The sequence below is a fragment of the Seohaeicola sp. 4SK31 genome, from assembly GCF_028802875.1.
Lineage (GTDB): Bacteria > Pseudomonadota > Alphaproteobacteria > Rhodobacterales > Rhodobacteraceae > Seohaeicola.
In genome coordinates this window covers 16,619-31,231 of the sequence record NZ_JARAMP010000009.1, presented here as the reverse complement: position 1 = coordinate 31,231, position 14,613 = coordinate 16,619, and the positions used below count along the sequence as shown (strand labels likewise).

Genomic DNA, 14,613 nt, shown 5'->3' with positions numbered 1-14,613 from the left:
CAGCCCGCGCGCCCCGCGTGGTCAATCCGTCCGGGTCGTTCAGCCCTCAAACTGCCAGAGCGCGGGCAGGAAGCGCCAGCTGTCGCCTTCGCGCAGGACGTGGCCCACGCCCGGAAAGGGGAAATGATAGCCCAGAATGGCGATCCGGTCGGTCGCGGCCATATCCAGCAGGCGCATCCTTGTGGCGACGGTCTGTTCGCCATCGGCGTCAAAGCCGTTGAACCATTCGGGATGGGTGAAGTTGGTATAGGCATGGCTCATCGCATCGCCCAGCGCGATCACCTGCTTGCCGCCACTGTCCAGCATCACGCTCATATGCCCCGGCGTGTGGCCCGGCGTGGCGATCATCCGCACACCCGGCGTGACCTCGTCACCATCCTCCAGCAGGCGCCACTCCACCCCGTCCAGCGTCAGGGAGTTCACCGCGCCCAGCACGAATTGCTGATCCTCGGGCGCCACCTTGTTGACCAGATCGTCCTGCAGCCAATGGGCATGTTCCGCTGCACCGATGATGTATTCGGCATCGGGGAACAGCGGTTCGTCGAAATCGTCGCGGATGCCCCAGATGTGATCCGGATGGGCATGGGTGATCACCACATGGGTTACGCTGGCGGGGTCGATCCCGGCGGCTTGCATGTTGGCGATCAGGCGGCCTGTCGTGGGCATGAAGCGGCTGCCCGATCCCACATCGACCAGCACAACGGCCTCGCCTGTCTCGATCAGCAGGTGGTTGGTGTGGGAATAGCTTTCATCCGTAGGCAGGTAGTGACGTTCCAGAAAGGCGCTCACCTCGGCGGGATCGGCGTTCACCCCCAGCCCGGTGGGCGGGATCGAGAAATAGCCGTCCGACAGGATGGTCAGCCGCGCCTCGCCCAAAGTGAAGCGGAAATGCGTGGCATTGGCGCCAGCGGGCGCGCCCAGTTGCGCGCGCGCCCCTGTGGCCGCGCCCAAGGCGGGCAGCGCGAAGGCCGGGGCCATCGCGGCCAGTTTCATCATCTCACGGCGGCTTGGTTTGAAAACGGTCATGTCGGGTCCTCCCATGTTGCCGGGCAGGATAGTGACGCGTCCGGTCAACGCAACCGGTTTTGTGAATATGATCTGTGGCTTCTTCTTGCCGCAAATATCCCCGCCGGAGGCATCGCCGCCGCGACCGGGCGCGCCGGGTCAGGACATCTCGGCCAGCCGCGCCACATAGCGGGCCAGCGTGTCGATCTCGAGGTTGACGCTATCGCCCAGCGCCACATCGCCCCATGTGGTCATCTGCTTGGTGTGGGGGATGAAATTGATGCCGAAATCGCAATCCTCGACCTCGTTCACCGTCAGCGAGGTGCCGTTGAGCGCGACAGATCCCTTGGGCGCGATGAAGCGCGCCAGCGCCCTGGGCGCGCGCAGGGTGACGCGGGTGCTGTCCCCGTCGTCACGGATCGCCACCACTTCGGCCAGCCCGTCCACATGGCCTGACACGATATGCCCGCCCAACTCGTCGCCCACTTTCAGCGCGCGTTCCAGATTGACGCGTTTGCCGGGGGTCCAGCCGGACAGGTTGGTCTTGGAGACGGTTTCGGCCGAGATATCCACGTCGAACCAGCCGCCCTGATCATCCGTCCCCTTGGCCACCACCGTCAGGCAGACGCCGTCGCAGGCGATGGAGGCGCCCAGATCAATCCCGTCAACCCGGTAACCGGTGCCGATGCGCGCGCGCAGGTCGCCGCGCTGTTCGACCATCCGCAGGGTGCCGATATCGGTGATGATGCCTGTGAACATGGCGGTTTCCCTTCGTTGCGCCGCGCTGTGGCGCATTCTGCCTGACTTGCGCCGGATCACGGCAGGCTTGACCTTTGGCCGTCCCGCAGTGTTCCTGTTGCGTGACAGCAGACCTAGCCCCTGCCCGCCCCGGAGACAAGATGCCCCGCGAGACAGCCATAATTTTGCCGCGACGGCAGGATAGGTAGAGGGACGCTGTAATGGTAAAACTGGTTGTAACGGATATGAGTGCAAACCCTTCGCCCCCGCCTGGTGATCGTGTTTTCCTGTTTCTTCAAGGGCCCCACGGGCCGTTCTTTCATGCCTTGGCGCGCATGTTGCGCGAGGCGGGCTCCACCGTCTGGCGTGTGGGCTTCAACGCAGGCGACCGGGCCTTCTGGTTCGACAGCCGCAGCTATATCCCCTTCCGTGACCGCCCCGAGGACTGGCCCGCCCGCGTCAGGGCGTTGATCGCCGAGAAAGGCGCCACTGATCTGGTGCTCTATGGCGATACGCGCCAGATCCACGCCGAGGCGATTGACGCCGCCCGCGCTGCGGGACTGCGGGTGCATGTGTTCGAGGAAGGCTATATCCGCCCCTATTGGGTCACCTATGAGCGCGGCGGGTCGAATGGTCATTCGCGGCTGATGCAGACCTCTGTGGCCGAGATGCGCGCGGCGCTGGCCACGTCGGACATGGACGCACCCGAGCCGCCTGCCCGCTGGGGCGAGATGCGCCAGCATGTCTTTTATGGCGCGCTCTATCATTGGTTCGTGATGTTCCTGAATGGACAGTATCGCAACTTCCGGCCGCATCGGGATCTGGGGGTGCGGCAGGAATTCATGTTGTATCTGCGCCGCCTGATCGCCCTGCCCTGGCGCACGGTCGAGCGGCGCGTGGCACAGTGGCGCATCCGGCATGGCGGCTTTCCCTATCATTTGGTGCTGCTGCAACTGGAACATGACGCCAGCTTCCGCAAACACTCGCCCTTCTCCAGCATGACCGAGTTTCTGGAAGTGGTGATCCGTGGCTTTGCCCAGGGCGCGCCCGCCCATCACCGGCTGGTCATCAAGGCCCATCCTCTGGAAGATGGGCGCGTGCCGCTGGCGCGGGAGGTCCGGCGCATCGCCGGTGAGGCAGGTGTCGCAAAGCGGGTGCATTTCGTCAGTGGCGGCAAGCTGGCGCAACTGCTGCATGCCGCCCGCACCGCCGTTACGGTCAATTCGACGGCGGCGCAGCAGGTGCTCTGGCGCGGAATTCCGCTCAAGGTTTTCGGGCAGGCGGTTTACGCCAAACCCGAGTTCGTGTCATCGCAGCCGCTGCCCGAGTTCTTTGCCGGGGCAACCCGCCCTGACCGCCGCGCCTATCAGGATTATCGCCGCTATCTGCTGGAAACCAGCCAGGTTCCGGGCGGTTTCTATGCCAGCCGCGGACGGCGGCAATTGCTGCGGCAGGTGGTCGATATGCTGTTGGCGCATGAGGATCCCTATGATGCGCTGCGCTCGGGCACCGCGGCACCACGGCAACAGTTGCGGGTGGTGACCTGACAGGCTTGCGTCGAAACGCTGGATTTACGGGGCACTTCGCGCTAACCTCGACATAATGCACAAACTTCGGCGGACAAACCGCCGTTGGACAACAAAAAATGTGTTCCTGAGGCAGTAAAAAAACAGGTCGAGGAGACCGGGCAGTGAAACCCCTAGCAAATCCCTGGGCGAAGTGTGTCGCCCTTGTTGTCGTTGTGTCGCTTGTGGCGTCCTGCGGTCTGCCCCGTGTGGGGCCCAACAAGCGCGAGATCTTCGCGGGCTCGGTCCAGAAGGAAGGCGACGCCTTCATCGTGACGGTCAATGACCGGGTGACCCGCGCCACCGCCGTGGTCCCCGCGCTTGGCTTTTCCGACGCTTTCATCAATGCGGGCGTGGTCGGGTCGGATACGATCTCGTCCGGTGACACGCTTGGCCTGACGATCTGGGAAAACGTGGATGATGGTCTGCTGGCCAGTTCGGGGGCGAATTCGACCGTCCTGGAAGAGGTCCAGGTTGATGGTGCGGGGTTCATCTTCGTGCCCTATGCCGGCCGGGTGAAGGCATCTGGAAACACGCCCGAGGCGCTGCGCCGGATCATCACCGAACGTCTGAAAGACCAGACCCCGGACCCGCAGGTGCAGGTGCGCCGTCTGGCCGGTGACGGGGCGACCGTGTCCCTGGTGGGGGCCATCGGCGGTCAGGGCGTCTATCCGATCGAGCGTCCGACCCGCACCCTGTCGGCCATGCTGGCTCAGGCAGGAGGTGTCACCATCGAGCCCGAGATCGCGCAGGTCACGGTGATCCGGGGCGGCCATACCGGCAAGGTCTGGTTCCAGGACCTGTTCCGCCATCCGCGCTATGACATCGCCCTGCGCGGTGGCGACCGTATCCTTGTGGAAGGCGATACACGTTCCTTCACCGCCCTTGGTGCGACCGGATCGCAGTCGCGCGTGCCCTTTGAAAGCCAGACCCTGTCCGGGGTCGAGGCGCTGGCGCAGGTCGGTGGTCTGATGAGCAGCACAGCAGACCCGACGGGTGTGTTCATCCTGCGCAATGAGCCGGCCGACATCGCCAATGCGGTGCTGGGGCGCAACGATCTGCAGGGCGAGCAGCGCATGGTCTATGTGCTGGACCTGACGCAGCCCAATGCGCTGTTCATGGCACGGGATTTCTCGGTGCGCGATGGCGACACGCTTTATGTGACCGAGGCACCGTTCACCCAGTGGAGCCGCGCGATTTCCGCGCTGACAGGATCGCTGACCGCCGTGGACACGCTGACGACGGCACCGGCGGGCCTTTGATCCACCGTGCCCGACCGCCTGCCTGAAACGGCCAGACATGACGCCGCCGGGGGACCTACCTCCCGGCGGCTTTTCTATTACAACGCCGGTTTTCTGACCCAGCCGCGCATCCGGCGCATTCTGGACCTGGCGGGGCATGAGCTGCGCCTGGGTGTGCCGGGTCCGCAGGATCGCATCGCGGTCTGGGGCCATTCACCCTATGCCGCGCGGGGCGAGGCGATGGCGCGGCAGACCGGGGCGACGCTGGTGCGGATCGAGGATGCCTTTCTGCGCTCGGTCCATCCGGGGCGGGACGGAGAGCCGCCATTGGGACTGGTGATCGACAGCCGGGGCATGCATTACGACCCCGCCCAGCCTTCGGACCTTGAGGTGCTGCTGGCCACCCATCCGCTGGATGACACCGCCCTGCTGGATGCGGCGCGCGGGGCCATGGCGCGGCTGGCCGAGGCTGATCTGAGCAAGTACAACGCCCATGATCCGCAGGCCCCCCTGCCCGCGCCGGGCTATGTGCTGATCATCGACCAGACGCGGGGCGATGCCGCCGTCACGCAGGGACGGGCGGATAGCAACACCTTCCGCGAAATGCTGTTCCATGCCACGCAGGATAATCCGGGCGCGCGGATCGTGATCAAGACACATCCCGAAACCGTTGCAGGCCACCGTGCGGGCTATTTCGATGCCGACACGCTGGCGCTGGCACCGGGTGCGGATATCACGCTGCTGTCGGCCCCCGTCAGCCCGCGCGCACTGTTGGAGGGCGCTGTGGCGGTCTATACCGTTTCCTCGCAAATGGGGTTCGAGGCCATTCTGGCGGGGCATCGCCCGCATGTCTTTGGCCAGCCCTTCTATGCCGGATGGGGGTTGAGCGAAGATTTCACCCCCGTCACCCGCCGCCAGCGCCGCCTGACGCGGGCGCAATTGTTCGCTGCCGCCATGATCCTCTATCCGGTCTGGTATGACCCTTGCCGCGACCGTCTGTGTCCGCTGGATGAGGCGATCTCGGCGCTGGAGGCACAGGTGCGGGCCTGGCGCGAGGATCGCCACGGCTGGCAGGCCAACGGCATGCGGCTGTGGAAGCGCGGAGCGATCAACGGGTTTTTCGGCGGGGTGACGCCGGTGCGGTTCCGCGACGGCCCGGCGCGGGACGGGCGGCGCGCGATGGTCTGGGCGGCCAAGGCGGATACGGCCCCTGATGGCGCGGTGCGGGTCGAGGATGGCTTTCTGCGCTCGCGCGGGCTTGGGGCGGATCTGGTGCCGCCGCTGTCCTTGGTCTGTGACGATCTGGGCATCTATTACGATCCTTCACGGGATAGCCGATTGGAGCGGATGATCGCCGCGCGCGCCGCGTTGCGGCCCGATCAGGCGGCGCGGGCGCGCGCGCTGATGGCGGCGCTGGTGGCGCGCGGGTTGAGCAAGTACAATCTGGGGCAGGACGCGCCCGACCTTCGGGCACTGGCCGCAGGGCGGCGCGTCCTGCTGGTGCCGGGGCAGGTGGAGGATGACGCCTCGATCCGTCTGGGTGCAGGCGATGTGCGGACCAATGCAGCCCTTCTGGCGGCGGCGCGGGCGGGCAATCCGGACGCGTTTGTGGTCTACAAACCCCACCCGGATGTCGAGGCAGGCTTGCGGCCCGGTGCCTTGCCGGAGGCCGAGGGGATCGCCGATCTGGTGGTGACGGGCGCCGATCCTGCCGCGTTGATGTCACAGGTGGATGCAGTGTGGACCATGACCTCGCTTCTGGGGTTCGAGGCACTGATCCGGGGGCGGCAGGTCGTGACTCTGGGCGCGCCCTTCTATGCCGGTTGGGGGCTGACCGATCATCGTGGTCCCGCCCTGCCCCGGCGGCAGGCGCATGTGACGCTTGAAGGATTGGTTCATGCGGCCTTGATCGACTATCCACGCTATCGCGATCCGGTGAGCGGCTTGCCCTGCCCGGTCGAGGTGGCGGTGGAACGATTGGCGGCAGGCGCGGTGGCGCGCGGTGGGCTGGCCAACCGGCTGCTGGCGAAGCTGCAGGGAGTTTTCGCGGGGCACGCCCATTTGTGGCGGCGCGGCTGAGGCGGGCGTTGTCCTTGGATATTTGAGGCAAGAAGAAGCAGGCCGCGTCAGCCCTGTGGCACCCAGCGGTGCAGGATGTCGGGGCCGATGGCGCGGCTCTCGATCAGATCGAAGCGCGGGGCGCTTGCCAGATGCGAGAGGCCAAGCGCGCCCAGCGCGGGCTGACCCTCGGCGCCGATCATCACGCCTGCGGTGAAGCCGATCAGCTCGTCCACAAAACCGGCAGAGAGCAGCGAGGCCGCGAGCGCACCGCCCCCTTCGCAGAAGACCGAGGTCAGACCCGCCTGTCCGAGTTCCTGCAAAAGGGCGGAGGCGTCGATCTGCCCGGCCGTGGTGGCGCAGGGGATGAGGCGCGCGCCAAGACCAGACCACGCCTCGATCAGGCGGGGATCGGCGTCGGGGCCGTGGCAGAGCCAGAGCGGGACATCGGCGGCGGATTGGGCAAGGTTGCCGCTGAGCGGCAGATCGAGCCTGCGCGACACGACGATGCGGACCGGCTGGCGCGTGATGCCAAGGCCGCGCACGGTCAGCGTGGGATCATCGGCGCGCGCGGTGCCCGCCCCCACCATCACCGCATCGTGGCGCGCGCGCATCGCATGGACCGCGCGGCGCGCCGCGGGCCCGGTGATCCACTGGCTGTCGCCTGTCGCGGTCGCGATGCGCCCGTCGAAACTGGAGGCAAGCTTGAGCGTCACGCGTGGCCGCCCCTCGCGGATGCGCAGGAAGAACCCGGCCAGATCGCGGGCGGCCTGGTCGGCCATCACGCCTGTGGTGACCTCGACCCCGGCGGCGCGCAGCATGGCGAAGCCCCGCCCGGACACCCGCGGGTCACTGTCCTGGAGGGGAGCGACGACGCGGCTGATGCCTGCCTTGATCAGTGTGTCGGCGCAGGGGGGCGTCTTGCCATGATGGGCACAAGGCTCGAGGCTGACATAGGCGGTGGCCCCGCGCGCCGCCTCCCCGGCGCGGGCCAGCGCCTGCGGCTCGGCATGGGGCCGGCCACCGGGGGCAGTCCAACCGCGCCCGATGATGCGGCCATCCCTGACGATCACGCAGCCCACGGCGGGGTTGGGCCAGGTCTGACCCTGGCCGCGCCGCCCCAGTGACAGGGCGAGCGCCATGTAGGTTTGGTCGGACCAGCGCACGGCCCGCGTCACGTTTCAGGGGCGGTGTCGGGACGCAGCTCGGAGACGAATTTGTCGAAATCGTCGGCAGCCTGGAAGTTCTTGTAGACGCTGGCGAAACGGACATAGGCGACGGTGTCGATACGGGCTAGCGCCTCCATCACGATCTCGCCGATCACCTTGGAGGGGATATCCGTCTCGCCCATGCTTTCCAGCCGCCGGACGATGCCGGAGACCATCTGGTCCATCCGCTCGGGCTCGACGGGCCGCTTTTGCAGCGAGATGCGGATCGAGCGTTCCAGCTTGTCGCGGTCGAATTCCTCGCGCCGTCCATTCGATTTGATGACGACCAGATCACGCAGCTGCACCCGCTCGTAGGTGGTGAAGCGCCCGCCACAGGCCGGGCAGAACCGCCGCCGCCGGATCGAAACGTGATCTTCGGCCGGGCGCGAGTCCTTCACCTGGGTGTCGATATTTCCGCAAAACGGACAGCGCATGGCTGGCCCCCTTTATCTTGTCTCTGCCTCTGACTGTGGGGTTCGCCCCCCACTTATCCACAGGCACTATAGGACAGCCTCAAGGTTTTGGGTAGCGGGAAAATCTGGCCCCAAGATGAAGCGTTGCCTTTTCGCCATAGCATCAAAAGGGCGGGATAAAATATTGATTGAAATGACTTTTCATGCCAGTGCGCCCAGCGGTCAGAACCGGTCGAAAAGATCCTCGATCCGGTCGTCGCAATAGGATTGCGCGTGGCCGATGGAGAGCGAGAAACCGACATCGCGCAGCGACACGGAATAGGTGCTGTCCTGCTTGGGCGCGATGGGTTCGACCGGGTCCGGGCTGAAGCGGACCGAGATGCGACCGGGGGCCAGTTGGCTGGGACCGCGCCCGCGCGCGATGTAAAGGCGGGTGGCGGTGGGCAGGCGCAGCACGTCGCGTCCATGCTCGGCGGCGGCGCACCAGATCTGGCGGGGACCTGCGGCATGTTCTTCGAGCACTTCGAATTCGCGGCTGTCGGGGGCCTGAATGACGGTCAGGGGAAACTGCGGGCGAAAGGCCTGCGCCTGCTGCGGGGCGAGCAGCCCCATCAGGATCAGGATGGCGAGCGCTGTTCCAATCGGGCGATGGGCCATGTCATGCTGTCCTTTCCGGGCGCGATCCGCAGCGATCGCGGTTTCAGGGCATTTCGATGTGATCAGAGCAATATTGCAGCGCCTGGATGACGCTCATGGTTGCGCCATCGCTGCGCACCGACAACAGCGCACCGCCCAGCATGCCGGGAGTCACGCTGTTGGTGGTGGCCGCATCCGGCGGGGTCAGGGTGAAGGTCACGGCCTTGCTGCCCTGTTTGGTCTGGCTGGCACCGAGCGGGGCGACCACGGTCAGACGCTGGGTGCCGGTCGCGTTCAAGCTGTGACGCGCGTGATCGGCGGCGACGCACCAGATATGCGAGGGGCCGGCGCCGCGGCTTTCGATCACCTCGAAGGTGCCGGGCGTGCCGGTGGGGCGGACATCCAGCGGGATCAACGGCTGGAAGGCCATTGCCGGGCCGGAGAGCGCCGCGACGAGGGCAAGGGACAGAGCGGACAGACGGGGCATCGGATGTCTCCAGCGTGATCAACCTGAAGGCGATGGTAGGGCATCGGGGGTGGTGAGTAAAACACCGCAGCGACACAGATGCGTGATCATGCAAAAAGGGCGGCAGATGATCCGCCGCCCCTTGCACGTTGCGATCACGCCTGTCTCAACCGTCGAGGAAGCTGCGCAGTTTGCGCGAGCGGCTGGGGTGCTTCAGCTTGCGCAGGGCCTTGGCCTCGATCTGGCGGATCCGTTCGCGGGTCACGCTGAACTGCTGGCCCACTTCCTCAAGCGTGTGGTCGGTGTTCATGCCGATGCCGAAGCGCATGCGCAGCACGCGTTCCTCGCGCGGGGTGAGGCTGGCAAGCACGCGGGTCGTGGTTTCCTTGAGGTTTTCCTGAATGGCGCTGTCGAGCGGCAGCACGGCATTCTTGTCCTCGATGAAATCGCCAAGCTGGCTGTCTTCCTCGTCCCCGATGGGGGTTTCGAGAGAGATCGGTTCCTTGGCGATCTTCATCACCTTGCGGACCTTTTCCAGCGGCATCTGCAGCTTTTCGGCCAGTTCTTCCGGCGTGGGTTCGCGGCCGATCTCGTGCAGCATCTGCCGGCCCGTGCGGACCAGTTTGTTGATCGTTTCGATCATGTGCACCGGGATACGGATGGTGCGCGCCTGATCCGCGATGGAGCGGGTGATGGCCTGCCGGATCCACCATGTGGCATAGGTCGAGAATTTGTAGCCGCGACGATATTCGAACTTATCGACCGCCTTCATCAGGCCGATATTGCCTTCCTGAATGAGATCAAGGAATTGCAGCCCTCGGTTGGTGTATTTCTTGGCGATCGAGATTACGAGGCGCAGGTTTGCCTCGACCATTTCCTTCTTGGCCTGACGGGCTTCTTTCTCGCCCTTCTGGACCTGGTTCACGATGCGGCGGAATTCGCTGATGTCGAGGCCGACATACTGGCCGACCTGCGCCATGTCGGCGCGCAGTTCCTCGACCTTGTCGGCGGAGCGTTCGATTAGCGCCTGCCAACCCCGGCCCGGTTTCTGGGCCATGCGGTCCAGCCAGTTCGGGTCCAGCTCGTAGCCGCGATATTCATCGACGAATTCGCGCCGGTTGATCCGCGCCTGATCGGCCAGTTTCACCAAGGCCGAGTCGATCTGCATCACACGGCGGTTGATGCCGTAAAGCTGGTCGATCAGCGCCTCGATGCGGTTGTTGTGCAGGTGCAGTTCGTTCACCAGAAGCACGATTTCCGCGCGCAGCGTCTGATAGGTGCCCTCGTCATCCGCCGAGAAGCTGGAATCCTCGTTCAGCGTGGCCGAGATGCGGCTGTCCTGCATTTCCGACAGGCGAGCGTAGTCATCCGCGATCCGGTCCAGCGTCTCCAGCACGCGCGGCTTTAGCGCGGCTTCCATGGCGGCAAGGCTCATGTTGGCCTGCTCATCCTCGTCCTCGTCATCCTCGCGGCTGATCGGATTGCCGTCGGCGTCCAGTTCCTGCTCATCCTCGCCGATGGCGGGGCGGGGCGCGCGGCTGACATTGGCGGGGGCGGCCACGGGGCCGTCGCCCAGATCGCCGTCTTCGCCCAGTTGCGTGCCGAAGGTGGCTTCAAGGTCGATCACATCGCGCAGCAGGATGTCTTCGGACAAAAGTTCGTCACGCCAGATCGTGATGGCCTGAAAGGTCAGCGGGCTTTCGCACAGCCCGGCGATCATCGTGTTGCGGCCAGCCTCGATCCGCTTGGCGATGGCAATCTCGCCCTCGCGGGACAGCAACTCGACGCTGCCCATTTCGCGCAGATACATGCGGACCGGATCATCGGTGCGGTCCAGCTTTTCCGACGTGCCCGAGGCCAGCGCGAGATCGCGGTTCGAGGAGATATCGACGACGGCGGTGGACTTGGCCTCCTCGTCATCGACCTCATCATCCTCGATGATGTTGATGCCCATTTCGGACAGCATCGACATCACATCCTCGATCTGCTCGGACGAGACCTGATCAGGCGGGAGAACCTGATTCAGCTGATCATAGGTGATGTAACCCCGGTCGCGCGCTTCGGCGATCATCTTCTTGACCGCGGCCTGGCTCATGTCGAGGGAGACTTCGGTGTCCTGATCGTCCTGCGGCGTGTCGTCGGTGTCTTTTGCGGCCATGAAATGCTCCTGCATTGGCGGGCGGTCTGTCGCGGTCGATCTGCGGCACATGGGGTGGTGCGTGACGGCCGTCTGATTCGCTATCCGAATCAACCTTGATTCGCAGTGATTCGCAAACCGTTTACCCTCATTTATTTACCAATTCGCTCTTAAAACCACTATCTGCCCCGTTTGGTGAAGGTAATCTTGTCCATCAGTGCATCAAGTGCGCTGCGTTCATCGCGGTTGATTCGTGCCCCGTTGGGGCCGGTATCGTATTCGGTGCGGTCCTGCTGCTGGCTGCGCAGGGCGCGGTTGCGGGCCTCGGCGGCCTGACTGAGCCGCCATGTCACCGCCTCGTCGGCAAGCCCCTCAAGATCTTCCTCCGCCTCGGCGATTTCCGAGATGAGGCCGCGCTGACAGGTCAGCTTGGCCAGTTCCTCGGCCACCGTCATGCGGGCCATCTCGGTATTGCCGGGCTGGCGCACGGGGGGCACGATACGGACATGGGGAAGCGCGAAGAGGCTTTCAAGAAGCTGCGCGCCAACTTCCTGCTCCAGAGAAGCGCGCAGCGCATCGGGATCGTGCCCATGGGACATCGCCGTGCGCAAGAGCGCATCGCGCAGGGCGGCATGGCCTGCGCCCTGACAGTCCATCTGTTCGATCTGGCCCTCGAATTCCTCGATCACGGCGGGGGTGGTGATGAGCGTGGCGAAGATCACCGCCTCGCGCAGATGATCCTCGACCCCGTCCCCGGCCTGCGCCAGCAGCGAGGATTTGGTGCTGCTCTGCGGCACGGGGGCGGGTTGCCAGCGCGGGCTGCCGGGCGTCCATGCGGGACGGGCGGCGCGGGCTGCGGTATTGGCGCGGCGGCGGGTGCCGAACAGTTCCCAGCGCATTTCCTTGAGCGCCTCGCCATAATGGGCGCGGATCGAGGGGTCCTTGATCAGCTTGATCTTTTCGCGCAGCGCCTTGTCGAGCGTGGCGCGGCGTTCGGGGCTGTCGAAGACCTGTCCTTCGGTTTCACGCCGCCAGAGCAGATCGACCATTGGCACCGCCTGATCCAGCAGCGCCTGCATCGCCCCTGCCCCGCTGGCGCGGATCAGATCGTCGGGGTCCTTGCCTTCGGGCATGACGGCAAAGCGCAGGGATTGGCCCGCCTCAAGCAGCGGCAGGGCAAGGTCGATCACCCGCAGCGCGGCGCGGATGCCTGCGGAATCGCCGTCCAGCGCAATGATCGGTTCTGGCGCAATGCGCCACATCAGTTGAAGCTGGGTATCGGTGACGGCGGTACCCAGAGGGGCCACGGCGGCGGTGAATCCGGCTTCGGACAGGGCGATCACGTCCATATAGCCTTCGGCCACGATCAGCGGTTTGCCCTTGCCCGCCGCCTCGCGCGCGGCGGCGAAGTTATAGAGGTTGCGGCCCTTGTCGAAAAGCTCCGTATCCGGCGAGTTCAGGTATTTCGCATTGTCATTGGGGTCCATCGCGCGACCGCCAAAAGCGATGCAGCGCCCGCGCGCGTCGCGAATGGGGAACATGATGCGGTTGCGGAATACGTCATAGGGCCGTTTGCCGGTGTTCGAGGGTTTGGCAAGGCCCGCGGCAAGGATCAGATCCTCAGGCACGTTCTTGGCGGTCAGGTGATCCCACAGACCCTGCCAGCCATCGGGGGCAAACCCGATCCCGAACCGTTCCAGCGCGTCGGCTTTCAAACCGCGTTTGGCAAGGTAATCGCGCGCCGGTCCCGCGGCCCCTGTCCGCAGTTGCAGGGCGAAGAACTGCGCCGCCTGTTCCATCACCTCGACAAGCTGGGTGCGGCGGTCGGCCTTTTGCTGGGCCTGCGGGTCGCGGGCGGGCATTTGCATCCCGGCTTCGCGGGCCAGAATCTCGACCGCTTCCATGAAGCCCACGTTTTCCGTCTCGCGCACGAAGGAGAGCGCGTCGCCCTTGGCGTGGCAGCCGAAGCAATAGTAATAGCCTTTGCGGTCATCCACATGGAAAGACGCGCTTTTTTCCTGATGGAAGGGGCAAGGTGCCCACATGTCGCCCTTGCCCTGATTGGACTTGCGCATGTCCCACATGACCTTGCGCCCCACCACCTGAGACAGGCTGATGCGGGTGCGCAATTCATCAAGGAAACCGGGTGGCAGACTCATGCCCGTGACTATAGGGGCTGCATCCCGGCTTTGCTATGGCCGGACGCGCGATGAACTGTGGAAAACCGAAAGGAACGCCGGACGCGGATCAGGGCTTGTAGCCGAGGCACTGCGTCTCGAACGCGGTCGCGACCTCGGCCGTCATCTGCTCGGGCGGCAGCGTGTAGATCCAGCCTACAAGCACCGAGACGGAGGGCGCGTATTTCGGGTCGATCCCGCTGTCGCTGGCTTCGAGCCGGGACGTTGTCCCCGCCTCGTCAGTGCCACCGGCGCGCAGGTCCACGGCCTGCGCCACGATCTGCGCCTGACCGGCACAACGGGCCGCACGCTCGGCATCGGTTTCGGCAATCGCGACGGTGCCGGTCACGACCAGCAGGCTGGCGGTGATCAGGGCAAAGGGACGCATCAGGGCGGGGCGCATCATGTTGGACAACCTTGGGGTGACAATACCTGCTCTAAAATGTCAGTCCCCGGCGCGGGCCGCAACCCCCTCCATCGCTGTCTTGAGGTCATGCACCAGCGTCTGCGCCATGGAGCGGAACACCATGATGAGAAACGCCTCATCGCCCAGCCGCGTGATCGAGGACTGCATGTGGAACAGTTCGGTGCGCGCCGTGTGGCCGGGCTGGAACACATGGGCGCGCAGGTCGATGGGGGTGAGACGCGCCAGAACCTGCGTGGCACCGGCCCCGTCCAGCCGCACTACCGCCCAGCCGTCGCTGATATCGGTCAGGGCCGCATGTTCCGCCAATGCCGGATCGGGGGCTGGCCCCATCAGCAGCACATGCGCGCGCCCGAACCAGATCGCGCGGGCAGTGTCACTGCCGGTCGCCTGTCCGGGTCCGGGCAGGTCAAGGCCATGCGCGGTCTTGAGTGCGGCGCCAAGCCCTTTTGCGGGGGCGAGCGCCGTCAGGTAGCCGGGATCAACCTCGGTCACGGTCACGGTGCCGATGGTCAAGGGCAGCATCCCCGCACAGGGGGTGGTTG

General features: G+C 65.3%; 13 protein-coding genes. 3 read left to right on the top strand and 10 right to left on the bottom strand.

Annotated features, from left to right (window positions below):
- Positions 1-39: 39 nt before the first annotated feature.
- Together PVW27_RS09205 and PVW27_RS09200 are read right to left on the bottom strand one after the other, a co-directional pair.
- The gene (locus PVW27_RS09205) at positions 40-1,026 is read right to left on the bottom strand and encodes an MBL fold metallo-hydrolase (RefSeq protein WP_274557068.1); all 987 of its coding nucleotides are present in this window, start codon (positions 1,024-1,026) and stop codon (positions 40-42) included.
- Positions 1,027-1,164: 138 nt separating this feature from the next.
- On the bottom strand, positions 1,165-1,764 hold the full coding sequence (locus PVW27_RS09200) for a riboflavin synthase (RefSeq protein WP_274557066.1): 600 nt from the start codon (positions 1,762-1,764) through the stop codon (positions 1,165-1,167).
- 200 nt (positions 1,765-1,964) lie between these two features.
- Here PVW27_RS09200 and PVW27_RS09195 point away from each other — a divergent pair, with 200 nt between their 5' ends.
- The 3 genes from PVW27_RS09195 to PVW27_RS09185 all read left to right on the top strand — a co-directional run bounded on the left by PVW27_RS09195 (position 1,965) and on the right by PVW27_RS09185 (position 6,628).
- Positions 1,965-3,290: a capsule biosynthesis protein gene (locus tag PVW27_RS09195; RefSeq protein ID WP_274557063.1), complete on the top strand. Its 1,326-nt coding sequence runs from the start codon at positions 1,965-1,967 to the stop codon at positions 3,288-3,290.
- Positions 3,291-3,433: 143 nt separating this feature from the next.
- Positions 3,434-4,570: a polysaccharide biosynthesis/export family protein gene (locus PVW27_RS09190; RefSeq protein WP_274557062.1), complete on the top strand. Its 1,137-nt coding sequence runs from the start codon at positions 3,434-3,436 to the stop codon at positions 4,568-4,570.
- Between the two features lie 6 nt (positions 4,571-4,576).
- Positions 4,577-6,628, top strand: a complete 2,052-nt coding sequence (locus PVW27_RS09185) for a capsular polysaccharide biosynthesis protein (RefSeq protein ID WP_274557060.1) — start codon at positions 4,577-4,579, stop codon at positions 6,626-6,628.
- 47 nt (positions 6,629-6,675) lie between these two features.
- On the opposite strand, the gene ribD is transcribed toward PVW27_RS09185, so the two are convergent.
- From ribD to PVW27_RS09145, 8 genes are all read right to left on the bottom strand, one after another.
- Positions 6,676-7,773, bottom strand: a complete 1,098-nt coding sequence (ribD, locus tag PVW27_RS09180) for a bifunctional diaminohydroxyphosphoribosylaminopyrimidine deaminase/5-amino-6-(5-phosphoribosylamino)uracil reductase RibD (protein ID WP_338019949.1) — start codon at positions 7,771-7,773, stop codon at positions 6,676-6,678.
- A gap of 8 nt (positions 7,774-7,781) precedes the next feature.
- On the bottom strand, positions 7,782-8,249 hold the full coding sequence (gene nrdR / locus PVW27_RS09175; protein WP_068286940.1) for a transcriptional regulator NrdR: 468 nt from the start codon (positions 8,247-8,249) through the stop codon (positions 7,782-7,784).
- A 201-nt stretch (positions 8,250-8,450) separates the two neighbouring features.
- Positions 8,451-8,885: a hypothetical protein gene (locus PVW27_RS09170; protein ID WP_274557055.1), complete on the bottom strand. Its 435-nt coding sequence runs from the start codon at positions 8,883-8,885 to the stop codon at positions 8,451-8,453.
- 43 nt (positions 8,886-8,928) lie between these two features.
- Entirely contained in the window at positions 8,929-9,351 is a 423-nt protein-coding gene (locus PVW27_RS09165; RefSeq protein WP_274557054.1) for a hypothetical protein, read from the bottom strand.
- A gap of 145 nt (positions 9,352-9,496) precedes the next feature.
- Positions 9,497-11,488 (bottom strand): RNA polymerase sigma factor RpoD, encoded by a 1,992-nt coding sequence (gene rpoD, locus PVW27_RS09160; protein ID WP_274557053.1) that lies wholly within the window; start codon positions 11,486-11,488, stop codon positions 9,497-9,499.
- A gap of 158 nt (positions 11,489-11,646) precedes the next feature.
- Positions 11,647-13,626, bottom strand: coding sequence for a DNA primase (gene dnaG / locus PVW27_RS09155; protein WP_274557052.1), 1,980 nt, complete (start codon positions 13,624-13,626; stop codon positions 11,647-11,649).
- A gap of 88 nt (positions 13,627-13,714) precedes the next feature.
- Positions 13,715-14,050: a hypothetical protein gene (locus PVW27_RS09150; protein ID WP_274557050.1), complete on the bottom strand. Its 336-nt coding sequence runs from the start codon at positions 14,048-14,050 to the stop codon at positions 13,715-13,717.
- A gap of 39 nt (positions 14,051-14,089) precedes the next feature.
- Entirely contained in the window at positions 14,090-14,593 is a 504-nt protein-coding gene (locus tag PVW27_RS09145; RefSeq protein WP_432762070.1) for a sarcosine oxidase subunit gamma, read from the bottom strand.
- Positions 14,594-14,613: the final 20 nt, after the last annotated feature.

Excerpts from the sequence above, each read along its gene's own strand:
- PVW27_RS09205 (WP_274557068.1), bottom strand. The coding sequence starts at position 1,026 with ATGACCGTTTTCAAACCAAGCCGCCGTGAGATGATGAAACTGGCCGCG.
- PVW27_RS09200 (WP_274557066.1), bottom strand. The coding sequence starts at position 1,764 with ATGTTCACAGGCATCATCACCGATATCGGCACCCTGCGGATGGTCGAA.
- PVW27_RS09195 (WP_274557063.1), top strand. The coding sequence starts at position 1,965 with ATGGTAAAACTGGTTGTAACGGATATGAGTGCAAACCCTTCGCCCCCG.
- nrdR (WP_068286940.1), bottom strand. The coding sequence starts at position 8,249 with ATGCGCTGTCCGTTTTGCGGAAATATCGACACCCAGGTGAAGGACTCG.
- PVW27_RS09170 (WP_274557055.1), bottom strand. The coding sequence starts at position 8,885 with ATGGCCCATCGCCCGATTGGAACAGCGCTCGCCATCCTGATCCTGATG.
- PVW27_RS09165 (WP_274557054.1), bottom strand. The coding sequence starts at position 9,351 with ATGCCCCGTCTGTCCGCTCTGTCCCTTGCCCTCGTCGCGGCGCTCTCC.
- rpoD (WP_274557053.1), bottom strand. The coding sequence starts at position 11,488 with ATGGCCGCAAAAGACACCGACGACACGCCGCAGGACGATCAGGACACC.
- dnaG (WP_274557052.1), bottom strand. The coding sequence starts at position 13,626 with ATGAGTCTGCCACCCGGTTTCCTTGATGAATTGCGCACCCGCATCAGC.
- PVW27_RS09150 (WP_274557050.1), bottom strand. The coding sequence starts at position 14,050 with ATGATGCGCCCCGCCCTGATGCGTCCCTTTGCCCTGATCACCGCCAGC.
- PVW27_RS09145 (WP_432762070.1), bottom strand. The coding sequence starts at position 14,593 with ATGCTGCCCTTGACCATCGGCACCGTGACCGTGACCGAGGTTGATCCC.